Below are 16,043 nucleotides of genomic sequence, written 5' to 3'. Positions count from 1 at the left end.
ATAGCAATAAACAATATAACAACATAAAAGACAGCCAAGTATTCCATAATAAAAAATAAAAAAGCAAGCCGTAAAACAGGAACATATCAATATGAGATAATCACCAATGATTTTATTCACGATGGTTAATTAATTCACCTGAAAAAATACAAACACCCCTTAAAATTAAAAATACAAAATTCATTCAGCTCATAAAAAATAAATCCGCAATTATCAGTTATAAAAAAGAACCACAAAGAATATAACGAAACGTCTGACAGGCTTTATTCTGTCCAAAACATCACCATGCCACTTTATTATTGATAAAATTTGACACTCTTAAACAAAATATTTGTTTGAGATTGATAAAAATAAAACTGAATTTTTAACTACTATACTATCCCTGACTTCTTCATTAACGTCGATGACATTCGGGCTGCCGGAAGGAAACAGTATGCTATTAAAAAATACACCCACACGCTTTGGTCATATTGCTATTTTACTGCATTGGGTCGTTGCCCTTGCCGTTTACGGGATGTTTGCGCTTGGGTTATGGATGGTGACATTAAGCTATTATGATACCTGGTATCATCGTGCACCGGCGCTGCATAAGAGCCTCGGCGTATGCATTTTTATCGTCATGGTGATCCGTCTGCTATGGCGGTTTATTTCCCCACCCCCAAAACCCCTGGCGAATTACAGCCAATTGACACGTATCAGCGCAAAACTGGCGCATTTCACACTGTATTTCGTTTTATTCGGCATCTTAGCCAGCGGCTACCTGATTTCCACTGCGGAGGGGGATCCCATCCAGGTTTTTGGTTGGTTTGACGTTCCCGCAATCTTAACCGGACAAGGGGTTCAAGCGGATACAGCCGGCGTTATCCATCTTTACCTTGCCTGGCTTGCCGTGGTGTTCTCTCTGTTGCATGGCCTTGCCGCATTAAAACACCATTTTATCGACCGTGATAGCACCCTGAAAAGAATGTTTGGTTTCAACCCTGATATAAAATAATTTCTGGAGAATCAATTTATGTTTGAAAAAACGCTGTTCGGACAAAACGTTTCTGAAAAGACTAACTTTAAAAAAAAGTGGCTTAAGAAATCCATCATCAGCCTGACCACCAGCATTTTATTGATGGGGACGAGCTCAGCCATAGCCGCTAACTATAAAATCGATACCGCTGGTCAACACGCCTTTATTGAATTTCGTATCCAGCATTTGGGAATGAGTTGGCTTTACGGAAGCTTCAATAAATTTGAGGGTGACTTCACCTTCGATGCCCAGGATACCAGCAAAGATAACGTTCAGGTCACGATTAAAACAAACAGTATTGACACCAACCATGCTGAACGTGACAAGCACCTACGCAGCGCCGATTTTTTGAATACAACACAATATCCAGAGGCTAAATTCACTTCAACCGAAGTCAAAAAAACAGGCGAAAAGTATACCATCACCGGTGATCTTACATTAAACGGTGTCACCCAATCCATCACGTTAGAGGCAAAATTGATGGGGGAAGGTAAAGATCCCTGGGGGGGATATCGAGCCGGTTTTGAGGCCAATGGAAAAATCAAATTGAAAGATTTTAAGATTAAAAGCGATTTAGGGCCAAAATCTCAGGAAGTCGAGCTGATTATTTCGGTTGAAGGCGTCCGTGAAAAAGCCTGATATCCCATCTGATAACGGTTTCCTATTCACTTAATGCACGTCTTTTGAGCAAAATAATGCGGCACCAACATGCCGCGTTTTATTTTCATCATCTGCTCGCTTTATTGCTTTCTTACCAATTCATTCACATGACGCGTGATTGAAGCCAACGCATTGTGCGCATCGTAATCCGCCTTCACGATATGTGACTGCTGCTGCCATGCCGGAGAAGATAATAACCTTGTCACCGCCTGACATAATTGCTGTTCATTCGGTGTATCCGTTTGCAGGCTGATACCACACCGCGACCAGATAACACGAGCGACAGCTTCCAGTTTACCATCTCCGGTGCCCGCGACCACCAAAGGTACGCCATGACGAATGGCCGAATTCAGTGAACCATAACCCCCATTTGTCATAAAAATGGCGGCGCGAGGAAGCCAGTGTTCAAAATTGAGATATTCGACGACACGGGCGTTTTCCGGGATTACATCGCCCAGAACATCAATCGCGCGGCCGCCGGTAATCGCCAATACCCGAACGGGTAAATCGGCCAATGCACGCAATGCCGGCAATATCAATTGGCTAAAATCAACATTCGCCAGTGTTCCCTGTGTCACCAGGATCAATGGCAAGCGCTCATCCGGCCAACTGATTTGCGTTTTATCCTCTTCCACCTTCACTGGCAATGAACCGATAAACGACACGGTTTCAGGTAAATCATCACGGGGAAATTCAAATGCTGGTGTTGCCAGTTGCAAATAGCGTTCAACACCACTCATCAAAACATCATTGTGGTCGCCGGTCAGTGGTTGCCCCCCCACCGCCGCAAGTGACTGATTGAACGCCTCTCTGACCTGTTCGATTAATTGCAGCGTCGCGTCATCCACTAATTGCTCACGTGTTAAATCAGCAGGCAATAATTCAGGTGGGATCCGAGGCCCCCAGAATATGGCATCCTTTGATGACCAGGGCAGCGGCGTCACACCAATAGCAATAACAGGAATACGTTCTTCAACGGGTTTCTGCAATAATGGCAGCGCTGCATAAAAGGTATTATCGATAATCAGCAGATCCGCTTGCTTCTCTTCAATCACTTGCATTAATTGCCTTGATAATCCGGGAATAGGCGCTGCAAAAAACCGTCTTAACGATAAGGCCATCTGAGCATTTCCCGGTGGGAGTTCTCCCCGTTCGGGTACCGATTTTTCCAGAAAACGGTAATCAATATCCAATGACTTATCAAAAGGAATAAACGTTGCACCTAACGCTTCCGTTTGCGACCGAAACAAAGCACCACTGAACAGGGTGACATCATGCCCCTGCCCGATTAAGTGCTCGGCAATCGTCAGCATTGGCAACACATGACCTGGGGTTGCAATCGCAGCCAAAACAATACGAGACATCCATTACACTCCTTTAAACCCATTAAAATCGATATTGCAAAGGCGATTTACACTGAATCCGGAACGAAAATCGGGCGAAAATGGTGATTCTGACACACCGGTACACCATGAATATGAACCCGCTGAATATGACGAGGTGCGCGGGAAATAAACGCTTCACGTCCATGCAATAAAGTGAAGTTATCACAAATTGCAATGTCACCAGATTGCCATTGATGGGCGTAGAGATAACGCGGATCATACAATCGGTGATACAGCGCTCCCTCAAAGGCGTGTTGCTCTTCCCGTGAGATCCCTGCGATGTTCAAAGCGTGGTGATCAGCATACTTCACCTCTTCTTTCCCCATCGGCTCGTTATAACGCATGACCCACTTTTTACCGCCTGGATGGAGGCAAACCAGCGGTGAGACAACTTCGCCGCCATAATGTGTCACCCGACTTGTGTGATAGGTAATCAGGGTATTTTTCCATGTATTGCGCTCTTCATCACTGGCATCCGCAATCAGTTGTTCTGTATTGACAAACGTAGTACGCCCTCCTTGTGCCGCTTCTGGTGCCGCAACACAGTGGAATATTTGAAATTCAGGGATTGTCTCTTTGTACATGCCATCCCAATGTAACGGTAAGTGACCACTGTCCAGCACATGATCAGTGGGATCCGGCTGTTCCATGACATCCAATACAGCACCGAATGGCCACATCATGATGTCTCCCCAACGGCGAGCATATTCCGTCAAGATCGCTTTATCCGTAAAACCCGAACTAAAGCCACGTAATACCACTAACAGATGGGTTCGCGCCAATTCGCGTAACGCATCGACTGACAGCGAGGTAATCGCCTGATCAGGGTAACGAGGGGTAATCAATACCCCGAAAGGCTTAACCAACTCAATATGGCAATCAAGTTCATCTTTATTCATGATTTCTTCCCTCAAAAATGCAGTATTGATTTCGTTATTCTGCTTGTATTGTCGTTGCCTGAAATTCTGTTTGCGGGTTGTCTACAGACCGTGTCTCTTCCGCTAATGGGTCTTCAACGCGTTTTTCAATTAAGTAATGACTTGGCACGCCCCGAATTTCGATTAGTTTTCCATTCATCTTTTTCACTTCATCACTTTTCATCAATACAAACTGACCATTAACGTTAGCGGCCACACCGTGCCACGGCGTCAACCAATCATCTCTGGTCGGCATCATATGAATACCGATTTTGATACTGTCCACCGCCTGTGGATGAATAGAAAGACGGATCGCTAATGGAAACTGCTCTGCCAGCAAATTTCCCCACGCCCAACTACGCTGGATAACCCCGACCGCGCGCTGACGAGCATCTTTTTGTAACGCATTTTTTGAACCGGTGTATTCCGGTAATAAGCTATCTTCATACAGGAAACGAGTAATCGCCCGATATAATTGCACTCCCTCTTCGCTTTCTTTGAGCGTTTCCTTAATCGCTTCAATGGAAGACGCATAACGGCTGACCAATAATTCACGCAGTTGATCGTAATCACTGGTATATTGCGTCAGTGATTCAACGTTACCCAGATTAAAAACGGAAAGATGCGTTGCCCCCAGCTCCTGTAACAGTTTTTCAATTTCCAATTGATAATGGGTAATGGTTTCATCATCGACATGAATCAGATCACTAAAGACATGGCCATCAGAACAAATAACAATATTTGCGCCCGGGGGATAATAAAGCTGAATACGTTGACAAAGAGAGTTTAAAAAGATCAGTGATAATTTTTCTGCCATATCTGGCATTTTGCCCAATACTTTTCTTGGATTTGGCGATTTTGTCGGAAAGGCAGGTAAAATACATTCAACGGGTTTCCCTTGTTGCACAAAGGCATGAATACGCGGCAGTTGAACCGCTGAAACCTTTTCCTCTTCATATTGAAGCGAATGTTCAGATTCAGGGAAACGACGCCGGTATTGCAATAATTCATTGAGAATTTTGTTAGAGACTTTTTCTACGTCAAAACGTTCCATAATTTATTCCTAATTTATTACTTTTACATCGAAGCTAATTAATGCCATTGGCAATAAATGAATATTGCCATATATATCCGTTCTCTTTCAGCTTGTTACCTAGCGGATTGACATAACTCCATTTAGTTACCAAATAAACTATTTTCCTGAGCGTTAATTCCTTTACTGACCTACCACAAACTGAAATTTATTGAATATATCAAGTATTAGCTCACATGCTCTTGAACATATAAAGAATAAAGATCTCAAAAAAACTAACGAAGGAATTCATAATATACAACCAAACCCAAATATAAATATATTAAAGCCTTATCATTTTATTTTATTACACGTGTTATATAACAATATAATCCCTGCATACAAACATACACCACGATAATTCCATATGAAAATTAATTTTTTTAAAAAAATCATTCAGTTTTTTTGATCGCATTTAAAAAACACATCAATACCACGTCGTGAGATTAATATTATTTCACAAAGCTATACCATTTAATTATTAGATATAATTTATTGCAGGAAAAAAGCCATGCCGCGGCATGGCTTTTTAACATGAAGAGAATGTCAGTTAATGGATGAATCTTTTTTCTGTAATAGCGAGCGATAAATTAACCCACCGATACCCCCGCCTATCAATGGCATCAACCAGAATAACCAAAGCTGATCCAAAGCCCAGGTGCCCTGAAAAAGAGCAACGGCGGTACTTCTTGCCGGGTTAACTGAGGTATTGGTTACCGGAATGCTAATTAAATGAATAAGTGCCAGCGCTAAACCGATAGCCAAGGGGGCAAAGCCTGCCGGCGCATTTTTATCTGTTGCCCCAAGAATGACAATCAGAAAAAATGCCGTTAAGACTATTTCAATGATGATGGCCGCTTGTAATGAAAAACCACCGGGAGAATGTTCACCATAACCATTAGAAGCGAAACCACTTGTCGTTGCATCAAACCCACTGTGGCCACTGGCAATAAGATAAAGCACGGCGGCTGCCGCAATGCCACCGATCACTTGGGCAATGATATATGGAATGACATCTTTAGCAGGGACACGACCGCCCACAAATAACCCCAATGTGACCGCCGGATTAAAATGCCCGCCTGAAATATGCCCCACCGCATAAGCCATCGTGACCACCGTTAAACCAAAAGCCAGAGATACCCCCAAAAAACCAATCCCCAGTTGTGGAAATGCCGCGGCTAAAACAGCGCTACCACAACCACCGAAGACCAACCAAAACGTACCAAAAAGCTCTGCCAATAATTTTTTAAACATTCTACAATTCCTCAATAATATTTGCATAAATGCAAAATCATCCCCAAAAAGTGTAGTTAGTATTTTTTAAAACTGGCAAGGCACTGCGGACAGAAGATGAAGAAGAGGTGAATATCATTAATATCAATAGGCTGTCCTAGATAGCTAAGGTCATTTAGGATAGTTCTATGAGAAAAAGTAGACTCAGTAAGTACAAACAAGAACGGCTTCTGGAGTGCTTTATCACAAGCTCTACCGCACCTATTGCCGCAGAGTGAGTTAGCGTTCACAGGAACACAGCAGCGTACTATTTTTATCGACTAAATTACCGATAAAAAGTGTATTTTTTCTTTCAACAATATTTAGGACTCCTGTGCCTAATATTTTTAAATAACCTTTTATCTCTTTAAAAGAGGAACTTACAAAATTAATAAAATTGAAACAATACAGCAACATATGCTTCAAAGCAAATTCAAACCAATTTTCATAATTCTTATTTTTATTAGATGATTAATAATTTTTATGGATTGATCTTTAATATCAATGCCTTTATATCATAAGTCAATATATCAATAATAATAACGAGGATATTTAACTATGGAAACTCAACAAAATTCACCAGCACCAACACAAAGTATAGTAATATCAACAGAGGATGGTACACAATTTTCGGATAAATCAGTTTTTATTGGTGGACAAAATCTAAAATTAACTGCAGATAAATTACAGAGGGAGGTGGCGCAACCATTCTATATATTGATTATTACATAGGAACTGAAAATTCTGGGTAGTTTAGTAAAAAATGGCAAGCATACATAGATACAGTTTTACCTGGAGAAGGGTGAAAAGGATTTTGATTATTCGAACTGTTAATTGAACACTCAAAGACTATTAATAATAGTTTAAGGGCTGTCTGCCCTGGATGATTTTATTTATCTAGGACAGTCTTATAGTTTAAACAAATTTAACTTCATTTAATATAAATAGGAATTATGATGACAACGACAAACAATAATTCATTAAAATCTCCGTCATACCCACAAGCAGTAGATGGAAAGATCGATATACAAGCTCAAAAAGATCAAGAAGCTTCATATATACTAATGTTAATTCCGAATTACATCGGTGAAGGCGGTAATATTAAGATTGTGGGTTATTTAAAAGATACTTCTAGTGGTAATATTATCACTTCATCCCCTAAAGTAATTATTAAAAACCAAGACACTTATACTTCCGTCCTTTTTTCTATAGAAAATTTTTCAGAAAATACTACTTATAACGGGTATTACACTGTAACAAACTTATTATCAGGTAGTGAAAACACATCTGAAACAGCGGAAATGACTACAATTAATTCTGATAAACAATCTGAAACTCATCATGAAACTCATCATGAAACTGTTAGTGTTCCTCAAGCTACCGGTAATAAAGGCACTCTATTAACAAAAGATGATTATTATAGATTAGAACAATTAGAAATAATTGTCCCTATATATAATAATATGCGAATAGGTCAAACTGTCCAGGTTTTATGGCAAGGTCCAAAAGACTCATATTTACCTCAATATTCAACAGATCCTCAACAAGTAAATAAAATTAGCCCCTTGACATTTTATATTCCTCGAATGAATTTTCTTGACGGTATTGGTAGTACAATACAAATTTGGTTTAAAGTTACTGACCAAAACAATCCTGTTTATTTTGGAGAATCAAAAACTTTCTTTTTAGAAATTGAAAAGCAAAGACTTAATTTACCTGCACCAAAACTTTTTTATCGGGGAGATGGCACTATTCACGTAATGATTAAATATGATGGCATGTCGCCACCTGATTCGGTAGACATAAGGGCGATTGGAAAGTCTCAAACACAATCCAATTATAAACCTGTAGATGACCCACAACAAATGGGTGTAAAACTTCCAGAAGATTGGGTAAACGAAAACCGAGGTTCAACGGTGTTGATTGACTATGCAGTAGGAAGTATGAACCCAGGCGTCAGATACGACTTTTCCAGAATATTAAAACAAACTTTATAATTTTTAGGATAAAAATAAATTATGAACATATTTATAAAAAAAATAAGTTTTACACTTAAAATTATGGTGTGCCTGTTATTTTTTATCAATAACGCTCATTCAAATACTGGAGATAACATTGCACAAGAATTAACCAAAAGATATTTTGATAATCAAGTATCCTGTGGGGATGATGGGCTTCCAATATTTTTGTGTTCTGGAATATTAATCAGAGGAACTGTTGCATCCAATGCTTATCATTCATGGAATCCAAGCCCAACTTCTGAAAGAAAAGGAAGCGTTTCATTTTCTTATCTGAGATCTGATATTAGAATAGCTGAATTAGAAGTTAATCACCACAACGGTTATATTTTCACTCCTTATATTAAACTCATTGATGATTCTGAAAAAATAAATCCTGCAATCCTTTGTTACTTTCCTATTGATGGGGGTACAGACGCTAGAAATAATAAAGGATGTGGTTCGCCTACGGGATATCCAGATTTGGGATCATGTCAACAACAGAATATTACGACAGCAGAACAATGGGTTTATAATTATGTGAATGTTAATAATAGCAATCGTAGTGTTCAATGCGGTTTCGATGTGACAGGTGACAATAGTGCAAAAATATTTATGGAAGGTCTCAAAGTTAGTTCACTTATTAAGTTACCATTAAATAACGAATTAGCTATAGCTGTTTGGGATCAAAATATTCCAAATAAACTCCCTATAGAAGCTTTTTTCTATCAAAATGATGGATTAAAAGATGCTCAACATGATCAAAAAGATTTTTATCAATCTACAGGTAAAATAATACCTATTGTAAAAATGACATTTCCTTCGTCACCAGATGGTAATATAACTTTCGTTTATAACGAGAATGATCAACTTAAGCTGCATTAAATAAATAGAAATACTGTTATTTTAAGTTAGTGCGTTACTGGCATATGCCAGTAACGCACTATTAATTATATTTATTTGTTTGTTAAGATCACATATAAAAATTGACCATTGACGGGATTAAATAGAACAACCTGAGCTTAATACAAAAACTCAGGTTGTTGATTGGCTTAATCAATCAATTATTGAACGACAGCTTCCTTTACCTCATCCGACGCCTGCCAAATACGGTATTTGACGGTCATCGATGTTGGTGTATAGACCACAATCGGTAATTTACTGTTATAGCGAACCAGCGCTTCTTTCCCTAATTGAACCTGAACAAAACGGACTGTTTCCTGTTGTCCCGGACAGGCCATTTTTGTTGAGGCCGGGCCACTGATATTCTCTAGTACATGATAGTCATATCCCCACCCTTCCAGCGTTTTTGTCTGCAAATCACCGCCAAACCAGTGGTGGTTACAATCCACTTTCATGTCCTTGCCAATCATCAATTCAACCAGGTAGTTGTTTTCATCTTTTTGTTGAGGCAACGTAATAACGTTAAGCGCCATATCCGCAGGTGCCTCAGGATAAGGGGCTATATCTTCAATTTTTTTATCTGCAAAAACCGATGTCGATACCATTAACGCGGCTAAAGGAAATAAATATTTTTTCATATATCACCTCGGAATAAGTTTAAAAGGAGACTGAATATTAACAATAAAAACACTGAGGTAAATTATGTTTTTTTGACAACGTACTGATTTTTATCATCATTGAATAAGATTAAAGAAAACTACTGACAATAAATATTCAATTTTATTAATTAACCGTATTAAAAACAGGTATTACCAGTTATTTTTTATGTGATATCTCTCAAATCTGACATTACAATGAACTGCTACACTCATTAAGTGTGGTAGTAAATTTCGTATAGGAGGTTTCATGTTCCCAGAATATCGTGATTTAGTATCCAACCTGAAAGCATCTCACCCCCGTTTCCAATCCCTGTTTGAAAAACATAGTCGGCTCGACCACGAAATCGCTCAGCTTGAAGGCCCAAACGGAGCCGGTTATAGCGATAAAGTTGTACGCCTGAAAAAAGAAAAACTACACATCAAAGATGAAATGCAACGGATTTTGCAGGAAGAAACGCTGACCCATAAATAACCTCATTAAATGCTGTTGACGCTTACTTTATTGACAAGTAGGCGTCAATAAAGTTCTCGATAAGAGAACTCCATTCAATGTCACACCCACAAAAAAGCCACCATAACGGTGGCAAAAACCGGCGCACTGTTTTTCGTTATTTATTGTGCCGCAGCCGCTTTCTGGCGAAGTTGTCTCTTGCTTTTTGCCTTTGGATGAGGCGTAACATTCTGGACTTCACCCGGCTTTGAAATGAAACGGACAAAGGTTTCATGGCTGACGAACGTTGCGCCGCAATTGATATTCTGACATTGGTTATAGCGCTCCTTTGTTTGGCTTGAATGCTCAAAACTACTACGCGTATGCGCTGACTGACCACACAGAGGACACTTAATCATATTGTTCACCTTTCTTAAAATAACACCATCTCGTCTGGTGAACAATATACCAAAGATCTCATATTGAGATCAAGCATTTATTTTAGCTCTCCATTTTGGTCTAACCCGCATTAGTTTTGATTTCGATATCATCAATTTTAATTTCAAGATCCAGTGATGTCGTGAAACCACTGTCATTCAGGTTATGCGTCACTTTAACTATCGTCCAATTCGTTCCATCAATCTCCGGTTTAAACCCCTTTAACTGAATGGGTGTTTCAGGATAAATGTCAGCACGTCCTTTCGCCAGGGTGATCGAGAATTGTGCAGCCCCTCGCTGTATTGTTTCCCAGGCAGCTTTGGCGGCACGTTCCGCATTTTCCTTGTTAGCATAAATGCGGGAAAGCGTCAGAACATTCTCCTGCGATCCTGCCAGGTAATGGCCAGATTCTTGCTGTGCCGTTGTCGTTTGGTGAGATTCAGTCGTGGTCTCCTTGTGTTCTTTAGCAGACAGGCTTCCCTTGATATCAATATGTCCGTTATGGTCGTTTTTTCGTTCACGTTCCTTTTGCCCTTTTTCAAGGTAATCGGTCTTTACCGGCTTAGCCAGGTTCACACCACGAGCCGGCTCATTTTTTTGATCTTTTTCCTTTTTAAAGAGTAAAAACGTTTTTTTCGTGGCTGGCGCTTTCACGTTTGGATTCGGAGAAGAACGCGAACTTTTTTGAGGAACATCCTTGCCTAAGGATTTTTTTTCGCCACTGTGATATTCAACGACAATTTCAGCTTCTCCGCTCTTTGATTCAACCCGACTCAATTTAACTGTCTGTTTAGTCGCGGTGCGCGTATCCTGCCACTGAGCAACAACCCCCGTATAAGCTTCACGATCAGACAGGGAAAACCGATGGCTATCCCCTGATTCACGCGTGATCGTCACCCGTTGAATAGCCTGACCACTCGCCGTTTTATTTTGTCCTTGCCGAATAAACAACAACTCACCATTTTTGACAGACACCACTGCCCCTTCCTGCTTTGCGATACGAGTCAGGAAGCTCACATCAGATTCATTCGTCTGATCGATGTGCATAGTGATATTTTTCAGTTCATCACTGATTTTAAATTGCAATTTATTTCTCGCAGCAACCGTACTCACAATGTTTTCTAGCGTCTGTTTATGGTAGGAGATCTCGCGTTTCACATTCAGATCACCACGAAAATCCGCACTTCGAGCACGAATCGTCAACCGATCGGGCGCGCCAGTGTGCTCGATTTCATCAACAACAAACGTTCCCTTTGGCGTTAAGGAGTGGCCATGCCACCCCAGTCCCAATGTGAGAATATCGCCTCTGAGAGGTAATTTCAGCATGCCATCTGCATCATTCAATTCAATATCAAGTTGGTCTGATTCCAGACCACGATTATCCGTCAGCGTTAACGACATCAACCGTGCTTGGATCTTTCCACTGATATCCGTATTATTGATTTCCAAACTAAAAGTGGGTTGACTGTTTTTTCCAGTCACCAAGTCAAATTGGGGAATCCAATCCGTGCTCGGTAGCCATTTTTCAAAATCGCTCATGAAAATACTCCTTTGACGCTATCAACAACCTCCTCTTTGAAATCAGAAAGTTTCTTCGACCAATTAGGCAAATCGTTTTTAATATCAGAAAGTTGCGTCTGCAAATCTCCTAACATTTCAAACAGATTGTTATCAACCCGCCGCAAGGTCAGCGTAAAACTGATTTTTCGGGCAGCACCACCTGACATAAATTCCGTCTTTGTCTCATCAATGCTTTCGATCACGAACATGCCATAAATCATCCCCCGACCATCAATAAAAGACCACGCTTTGCCACTGTCCGCCATGAATGTCAGTACTGTCAGGGAAAGCGATCCGCCCGTCAGTTCAGGGTAAAGCTCACCTGATAGCGTGATCGTATCGTTATCCGAACCAATAAATTGCCATGCAGGCCGCGCGCCCACACGGCTGTTGAAAGCATGTCGCCAACTCTGTTTATACTGAAAAGTCTGATATGGCGTTGTTTTCAACATAAAAACAAATAAACCAAGTGCAGCCATCATGAGAAATCATCTCCTCTGTCAGAAAGTGAGCTACGCATACGCGCCTGGTGCATACGTTCTCGTTGTTCCAGTTCCTGTCTGACCACACGAGCAATATCCTGAGCGGATTGCCCTTGGGCACCGTAGACATAAATGTTATATTGCGGCGCGCTACCATATTGTGGTGGTAAGCTGCGTTCCCTCTTAGCTTGAACCGCCTCATAGGTGTGAATAGGTAAACTTTGCGGATGCAGTGGTACATCTTGTGCCGCAACAGGTAAAGACATTGCACTGACAGCAACCCCCAGAGCAGCATATTTCGCCGTATTTTTCCGACTGATAATATTTGCCGAGCCACTCACCATTTCAGGACCACGCTCACCGACAATGCCAAATTCTCCAGCTGAAATAACACCGCCTGTATCGTATAGCCCAATCTGCTTCGTTTTTTCACTGGTTGCGCTTTTGGTGATTTCCGATGATGTTTTTATAACAACTTCTTTTTTATCATTACCTGACCACCACGATGTGAAAAGGTCAGTAATAGCGGAAATATTATTTTTTAACGCTGTCCATTTTTCTTGGATCCCCGTTAATAAACTGTCGATCATGGCTGATCCAGCCGCTTTTAATTTTTCTGGAATCGCTTCAACATCATTAACAATTTCATCCCATCGGTCTGAAACAGATTTTTTAACACTCTCCCAAATTTCAGCGGTATTCTGTTTAACAGATTCCCAGGCACCACTGATGGTCGTTTTAATCATTTCCCAGACTTCTGAGGCACTTTGTTTAATCATCTCCCAGTTTTGGGATATAACACCGATTAAGCCGCCACTCATGAAATAATTTTTAAGACCTTCCCATGCCGTACTGGCAAGGTTTTTAATTCCTTCCCATGCATGACTAAAGATATTTTTAACATTTTCCCACAAAGCAGTAAATTTTGGCCCTAATGATTCCCAATTCTGCCAGATATACACAGCAGCCATTGCGATAATACCCATAATGGCAAGAATTGGATTTGCCATCATAGCCCGGCCAACAAATATCATTGCCCGACCTAATACACTAAAAGCACTGCTTAAAAAAGATAAACTTTTTACACCAACACTGGCCAGAATATTAATTCCACGACCCAACACACCAAAAACTTTTTGGCCAATATTCCCTAATATGCTTAAACCCTTTCTTTGGTTTCCAAATGTATCTTTACCTCCTTTACTGGATAATAAATCAGCCCCTTTATTCATTGAGCCAAAAACCTGACCTCCGGTTTTACCAAAAAATTCCATGGCCGCGCTGAGTACTTCTAACGCTTTAGTGCCTAACTGCGCGAATGCCTTCAAACCCATGTTTAAATTTTCCAGTGCCTGAATACCTATTTTCGCAAATTTATTTATATTGGCTCTTAAATCTTCTAAGGCCTGAGCGCCAATTTTCGTAAAGACATCCAAAGGCGCAGTGAGTTTATTCAGCGCCTTAACACCCAACTGCACAAATGCATCCAGGGTGGATTTTAATTTGTCCACCGCCTCCGTACCCAACCGGGCAAAGACCTCCAAAGGGGATGTTAACTTATTCAGCGCCTGCACACCCAACTGCACAAATGCATCCAGGGTGGATTTTAATTTGTCCACCACCTCCGTACCCAACCGGGCAAAGGTATCCAAAGGGGACGTCAGCTTATTCAGCGCTTGAACCCCCAACTGCACAAATGCATCCAGGGTGGATTTTAATTTGTCCACCACCTCCGTACCCAACCGGGCAAAGGTATCCAGAGGGGACGTCAGCTTATTCAGCGCTTGAACCCCCAACTGCACAAATGCATCCAGGGTGGATTTTAATTTGTCCACCACCTCCGTACCCAACCGAGCAAAGGTATCCAGAGGGGATGTTAGCTTATTCAAAGCCTGCACACCCAACTGGACAAATGCGTCCAGGGTGGATTTTAATTTGTCTATTGCCTGAATGCCTATTTGTGCAAAAAAGTTCAAACTGGTTCTTAACTCAACAAATGCCAGCACGCCCAGTTGGGCAAAAAAGTTTAGACCAGCGCTTAATGCAGCAAACACCTGAATCCCTAATTGAGAAAAGAAGCTTAGATTCGCCCTTAATTCAACAAATGCCTGAACACCTAGTTGTGAAAATATATTTAAACTGCCCCTTAGAGATGCAAACGCTTTTATGCCTATACTACTGAAAATTTGGATATGACCAACCAGCATCTGAAATACGACTTTGACTGAACCCGTCGTTAATTGCAAAACTGCATTAATTTTATTCAGAATGCCAAATAAGATCGTTATCTTAGGATTGATATTAATCACCAATTTATCTAACAATGAAAAATTGTTAGTCATGTTCCCTGTGATGCCAAGATTAAATTCATTTTGTTTACTGGATGAATTTTCCTGTTTGGTAATCCGAGTTGTTTTAACAAGATGGGTTGATTGACTAGCGGCACTCACCTGCATTACTTTTGATGTATTTTGCCGCGCAGAGAAAGATTGTTTAATTGATTGATTATAAGCTTTCAGATCGGTGCGTATATGCGCAGTTTCCTGCGCATAACTCACAATCGGCCTTAAACTCTCAACGGTTTTATTGAATTTTTTGCACTGGTTATGAAGTTTATCAACCGAACCTACCAGCTTCTTTTGATGCTGTTGAAAAGATTTAAGGGAATTAGTCAGTTTACTAACGGTACTCAGTACCTTATCTAGCTGCGACTGTATATTACTCATTTTCTGCACCACTTCTTAAAATGGCTCGATGCCGCCAGTCCAATAATTCCGACAATAACATTTCATCAGTTACTGTCGGTGACCAGTGAAAAACGGTGGCGATATCGGCCACCAATTCATCAACCGTTAATCGTTCTGGGAATCGGACTTGACCGACTTCGGCAACAAAAAATTGACCACCTCCACACTGAGATTAATCAGATCACCAGGTGACATCATTATCAGGTCATTTTTGGTCAATGCAGGCGTGGTCACACGCGGCAGGACAAGCAGCATAGAATCCACATCCATTTCCAGCAGTGCCTGTAAACGTGCACCGCGCAATGCGCCACTATTCGGTTTGCGTACCACCACTTCTGTGATTTCGCCGTTAGCCCGCGTCAATGGTGCTTCCAGTTCAATAGTGCGCAGATCGTCATTTTGCGTGTTCAGTGTTTCTGTCATGGTTCAACCTTGTTTATCCGATGAAAAACCTGTCTCAACCGCGATGTTTTTTTCTCTCATGAGACAGGAAATAAGTTTTAAAA

17 protein-coding genes and 1 pseudogene are annotated in these 16,043 nt (G+C 40.8%); 7 read left to right on the top strand and 11 right to left on the bottom strand.

Features of this window, described 5'->3' with window-relative positions; genetic code table 11:
• Positions 1 to 433 precede the first annotated feature (433 nt).
• The gene (locus XPG1_RS03775) at positions 434 to 994 is read left to right on the top strand and encodes a cytochrome b (protein ID WP_045957895.1); all 561 of its coding nucleotides are present in this window, start codon (positions 434 to 436) and stop codon (positions 992 to 994) included.
• An 18-nt stretch (positions 995 to 1,012) separates the two neighbouring features.
• Complete coding sequence (locus XPG1_RS03770) at positions 1,013 to 1,654, top strand: YceI family protein (protein ID WP_071825313.1); 642 nt, start codon at positions 1,013 to 1,015, stop codon at positions 1,652 to 1,654.
• Between the two features lie 101 nt (positions 1,655 to 1,755).
• Here XPG1_RS03770 and XPG1_RS03765 read toward each other — a convergent pair whose 3' ends face one another.
• The 4 genes from XPG1_RS03765 to aqpZ all read right to left on the bottom strand — a co-directional run bounded on the left by XPG1_RS03765 (position 1,756) and on the right by aqpZ (position 6,303).
• The gene (locus tag XPG1_RS03765; RefSeq protein ID WP_045957894.1) at positions 1,756 to 3,039 is read right to left on the bottom strand and encodes a glycosyltransferase; all 1,284 of its coding nucleotides are present in this window, start codon (positions 3,037 to 3,039) and stop codon (positions 1,756 to 1,758) included.
• Between the two features lie 47 nt (positions 3,040 to 3,086).
• Positions 3,087 to 3,959 (bottom strand): tyrosine isonitrile desaturase/decarboxylase, encoded by an 873-nt coding sequence (gene pvcB, locus XPG1_RS03760; RefSeq protein ID WP_045957893.1) that lies wholly within the window; start codon positions 3,957 to 3,959, stop codon positions 3,087 to 3,089.
• Between the two features lie 34 nt (positions 3,960 to 3,993).
• Positions 3,994 to 5,031: an L-tyrosine isonitrile synthase gene (gene pvcA / locus XPG1_RS03755; RefSeq protein ID WP_084717263.1), complete on the bottom strand. Its 1,038-nt coding sequence runs from the start codon at positions 5,029 to 5,031 to the stop codon at positions 3,994 to 3,996.
• A 564-nt stretch (positions 5,032 to 5,595) separates the two neighbouring features.
• Positions 5,596 to 6,303, bottom strand: coding sequence for an aquaporin Z (gene aqpZ / locus XPG1_RS03750; protein ID WP_045957892.1), 708 nt, complete (start codon positions 6,301 to 6,303; stop codon positions 5,596 to 5,598).
• A gap of 167 nt (positions 6,304 to 6,470) precedes the next feature.
• Between aqpZ and XPG1_RS18270 the strand changes: the two are divergent.
• From XPG1_RS18270 to XPG1_RS03740, 4 genes and pseudogenes are all read left to right on the top strand, one after another.
• Positions 6,471 to 6,557, top strand: a pseudogene (locus XPG1_RS18270) (IS1595 family transposase); the annotation flags it as partial.
• A gap of 322 nt (positions 6,558 to 6,879) precedes the next feature.
• Positions 6,880 to 7,053: a hypothetical protein gene (locus tag XPG1_RS18265; RefSeq protein WP_157879433.1), complete on the top strand. Its 174-nt coding sequence runs from the start codon at positions 6,880 to 6,882 to the stop codon at positions 7,051 to 7,053.
• A gap of 221 nt (positions 7,054 to 7,274) precedes the next feature.
• Positions 7,275 to 8,318: a hypothetical protein gene (locus XPG1_RS03745; RefSeq protein ID WP_162197113.1), complete on the top strand. Its 1,044-nt coding sequence runs from the start codon at positions 7,275 to 7,277 to the stop codon at positions 8,316 to 8,318.
• Positions 8,319 to 8,339: 21 nt separating this feature from the next.
• Positions 8,340 to 9,203, top strand: a complete 864-nt coding sequence (locus XPG1_RS03740) for a hypothetical protein (protein WP_052708235.1) — start codon at positions 8,340 to 8,342, stop codon at positions 9,201 to 9,203.
• A gap of 179 nt (positions 9,204 to 9,382) precedes the next feature.
• Here the strand turns inward: XPG1_RS03740 and eco are convergent, their stop codons facing one another.
• On the bottom strand, positions 9,383 to 9,859 hold the full coding sequence (eco, locus tag XPG1_RS03735) for a serine protease inhibitor ecotin (protein WP_045957890.1): 477 nt from the start codon (positions 9,857 to 9,859) through the stop codon (positions 9,383 to 9,385).
• Positions 9,860 to 10,127: 268 nt separating this feature from the next.
• Between eco and XPG1_RS03730 the strand changes: the two genes are divergently transcribed.
• A complete protein-coding gene (locus XPG1_RS03730; protein ID WP_045957889.1) occupies positions 10,128 to 10,352 on the top strand; it encodes an HP1242/YdcH family protein in 225 nt (74 codons plus the stop codon).
• A gap of 140 nt (positions 10,353 to 10,492) precedes the next feature.
• Here the strand turns inward: XPG1_RS03730 and XPG1_RS03725 are convergent, their stop codons facing one another.
• From XPG1_RS03725 to XPG1_RS03705, 6 genes are all read right to left on the bottom strand, one after another.
• Positions 10,493 to 10,729 carry an ogr/Delta-like zinc finger family protein gene (locus XPG1_RS03725; protein WP_045957888.1) on the bottom strand — a complete coding sequence of 79 codons (237 nt, stop codon included), beginning with the start codon at positions 10,727 to 10,729 and terminating at the stop codon, positions 10,493 to 10,495.
• A 100-nt stretch (positions 10,730 to 10,829) separates the two neighbouring features.
• Positions 10,830 to 12,287 (bottom strand): phage late control D family protein, encoded by a 1,458-nt coding sequence (locus XPG1_RS03720; RefSeq protein ID WP_045957887.1) that lies wholly within the window; start codon positions 12,285 to 12,287, stop codon positions 10,830 to 10,832.
• A complete protein-coding gene (locus XPG1_RS03715) occupies positions 12,284 to 12,790 on the bottom strand; it encodes a phage tail protein (RefSeq protein WP_045957886.1) in 507 nt (168 codons plus the stop codon). Before XPG1_RS03715 ends, XPG1_RS03720 begins: the two co-directional genes overlap by 4 nt.
• The gene (locus XPG1_RS03710; protein WP_045957885.1) at positions 12,787 to 15,516 is read right to left on the bottom strand and encodes a phage tail tape measure protein; all 2,730 of its coding nucleotides are present in this window, start codon (positions 15,514 to 15,516) and stop codon (positions 12,787 to 12,789) included. Before XPG1_RS03710 ends, XPG1_RS03715 begins: the two co-directional genes overlap by 4 nt.
• Positions 15,509 to 15,628 carry a GpE family phage tail protein gene (locus XPG1_RS17360; protein WP_071825311.1) on the bottom strand — a complete coding sequence of 40 codons (120 nt, stop codon included), beginning with the start codon at positions 15,626 to 15,628 and terminating at the stop codon, positions 15,509 to 15,511. Before XPG1_RS17360 ends, XPG1_RS03710 begins: the two co-directional genes overlap by 8 nt.
• Before the next feature lie 14 nt (positions 15,629 to 15,642).
• Positions 15,643 to 15,960 (bottom strand): phage tail assembly protein, encoded by a 318-nt coding sequence (locus XPG1_RS03705; protein ID WP_045957884.1) that lies wholly within the window; start codon positions 15,958 to 15,960, stop codon positions 15,643 to 15,645.
• Between the last annotated feature and the right edge of the window lie 83 nt (positions 15,961 to 16,043).

Origin of the sequence: Xenorhabdus poinarii G6 (assembly GCF_000968175.1) — a bacterium.
GTDB classification, from domain to species: domain Bacteria; phylum Pseudomonadota; class Gammaproteobacteria; order Enterobacterales; family Enterobacteriaceae; genus Xenorhabdus; species Xenorhabdus poinarii.
The sequence above is the reverse complement of the archived record's forward strand: the minus strand, read 5'-3'. Positions and strand labels throughout refer to the sequence as shown.

Coding starts and splice junctions, on each gene's coding strand:
- aqpZ (WP_045957892.1), bottom strand. CDS start 6,303: ATGTTTAAAAAATTATTGGCAGAGCTTTTTGGTACGTTTTGGTTGGTC.
- XPG1_RS03740 (WP_052708235.1), top strand. CDS start 8,340: ATGAACATATTTATAAAAAAAATAAGTTTTACACTTAAAATTATGGTG.
- XPG1_RS03715 (WP_045957886.1), bottom strand. CDS start 12,790: ATGATGGCTGCACTTGGTTTATTTGTTTTTATGTTGAAAACAACGCCA.
- pvcB (WP_045957893.1), bottom strand. CDS start 3,959: ATGAATAAAGATGAACTTGATTGCCATATTGAGTTGGTTAAGCCTTTC.
- XPG1_RS03720 (WP_045957887.1), bottom strand. CDS start 12,287: ATGAGCGATTTTGAAAAATGGCTACCGAGCACGGATTGGATTCCCCAA.
- XPG1_RS03775 (WP_045957895.1), top strand. CDS start 434: ATGCTATTAAAAAATACACCCACACGCTTTGGTCATATTGCTATTTTA.
- XPG1_RS03705 (WP_045957884.1), bottom strand. CDS start 15,960: ATGACAGAAACACTGAACACGCAAAATGACGATCTGCGCACTATTGAA.
- XPG1_RS03710 (WP_045957885.1), bottom strand. CDS start 15,516: ATGAGTAATATACAGTCGCAGCTAGATAAGGTACTGAGTACCGTTAGT.
- eco (WP_045957890.1), bottom strand. CDS start 9,859: ATGAAAAAATATTTATTTCCTTTAGCCGCGTTAATGGTATCGACATCG.
- XPG1_RS03765 (WP_045957894.1), bottom strand. CDS start 3,039: ATGTCTCGTATTGTTTTGGCTGCGATTGCAACCCCAGGTCATGTGTTG.
- XPG1_RS03730 (WP_045957889.1), top strand. CDS start 10,128: ATGTTCCCAGAATATCGTGATTTAGTATCCAACCTGAAAGCATCTCAC.
- XPG1_RS18265 (WP_157879433.1), top strand. CDS start 6,880: ATGGAAACTCAACAAAATTCACCAGCACCAACACAAAGTATAGTAATA.
- XPG1_RS03745 (WP_162197113.1), top strand. CDS start 7,275: ATGATGACAACGACAAACAATAATTCATTAAAATCTCCGTCATACCCA.
- pvcA (WP_084717263.1), bottom strand. CDS start 5,031: ATGGAACGTTTTGACGTAGAAAAAGTCTCTAACAAAATTCTCAATGAA.
- XPG1_RS03770 (WP_071825313.1), top strand. CDS start 1,013: ATGTTTGAAAAAACGCTGTTCGGACAAAACGTTTCTGAAAAGACTAAC.
- XPG1_RS03725 (WP_045957888.1), bottom strand. CDS start 10,729: ATGATTAAGTGTCCTCTGTGTGGTCAGTCAGCGCATACGCGTAGTAGT.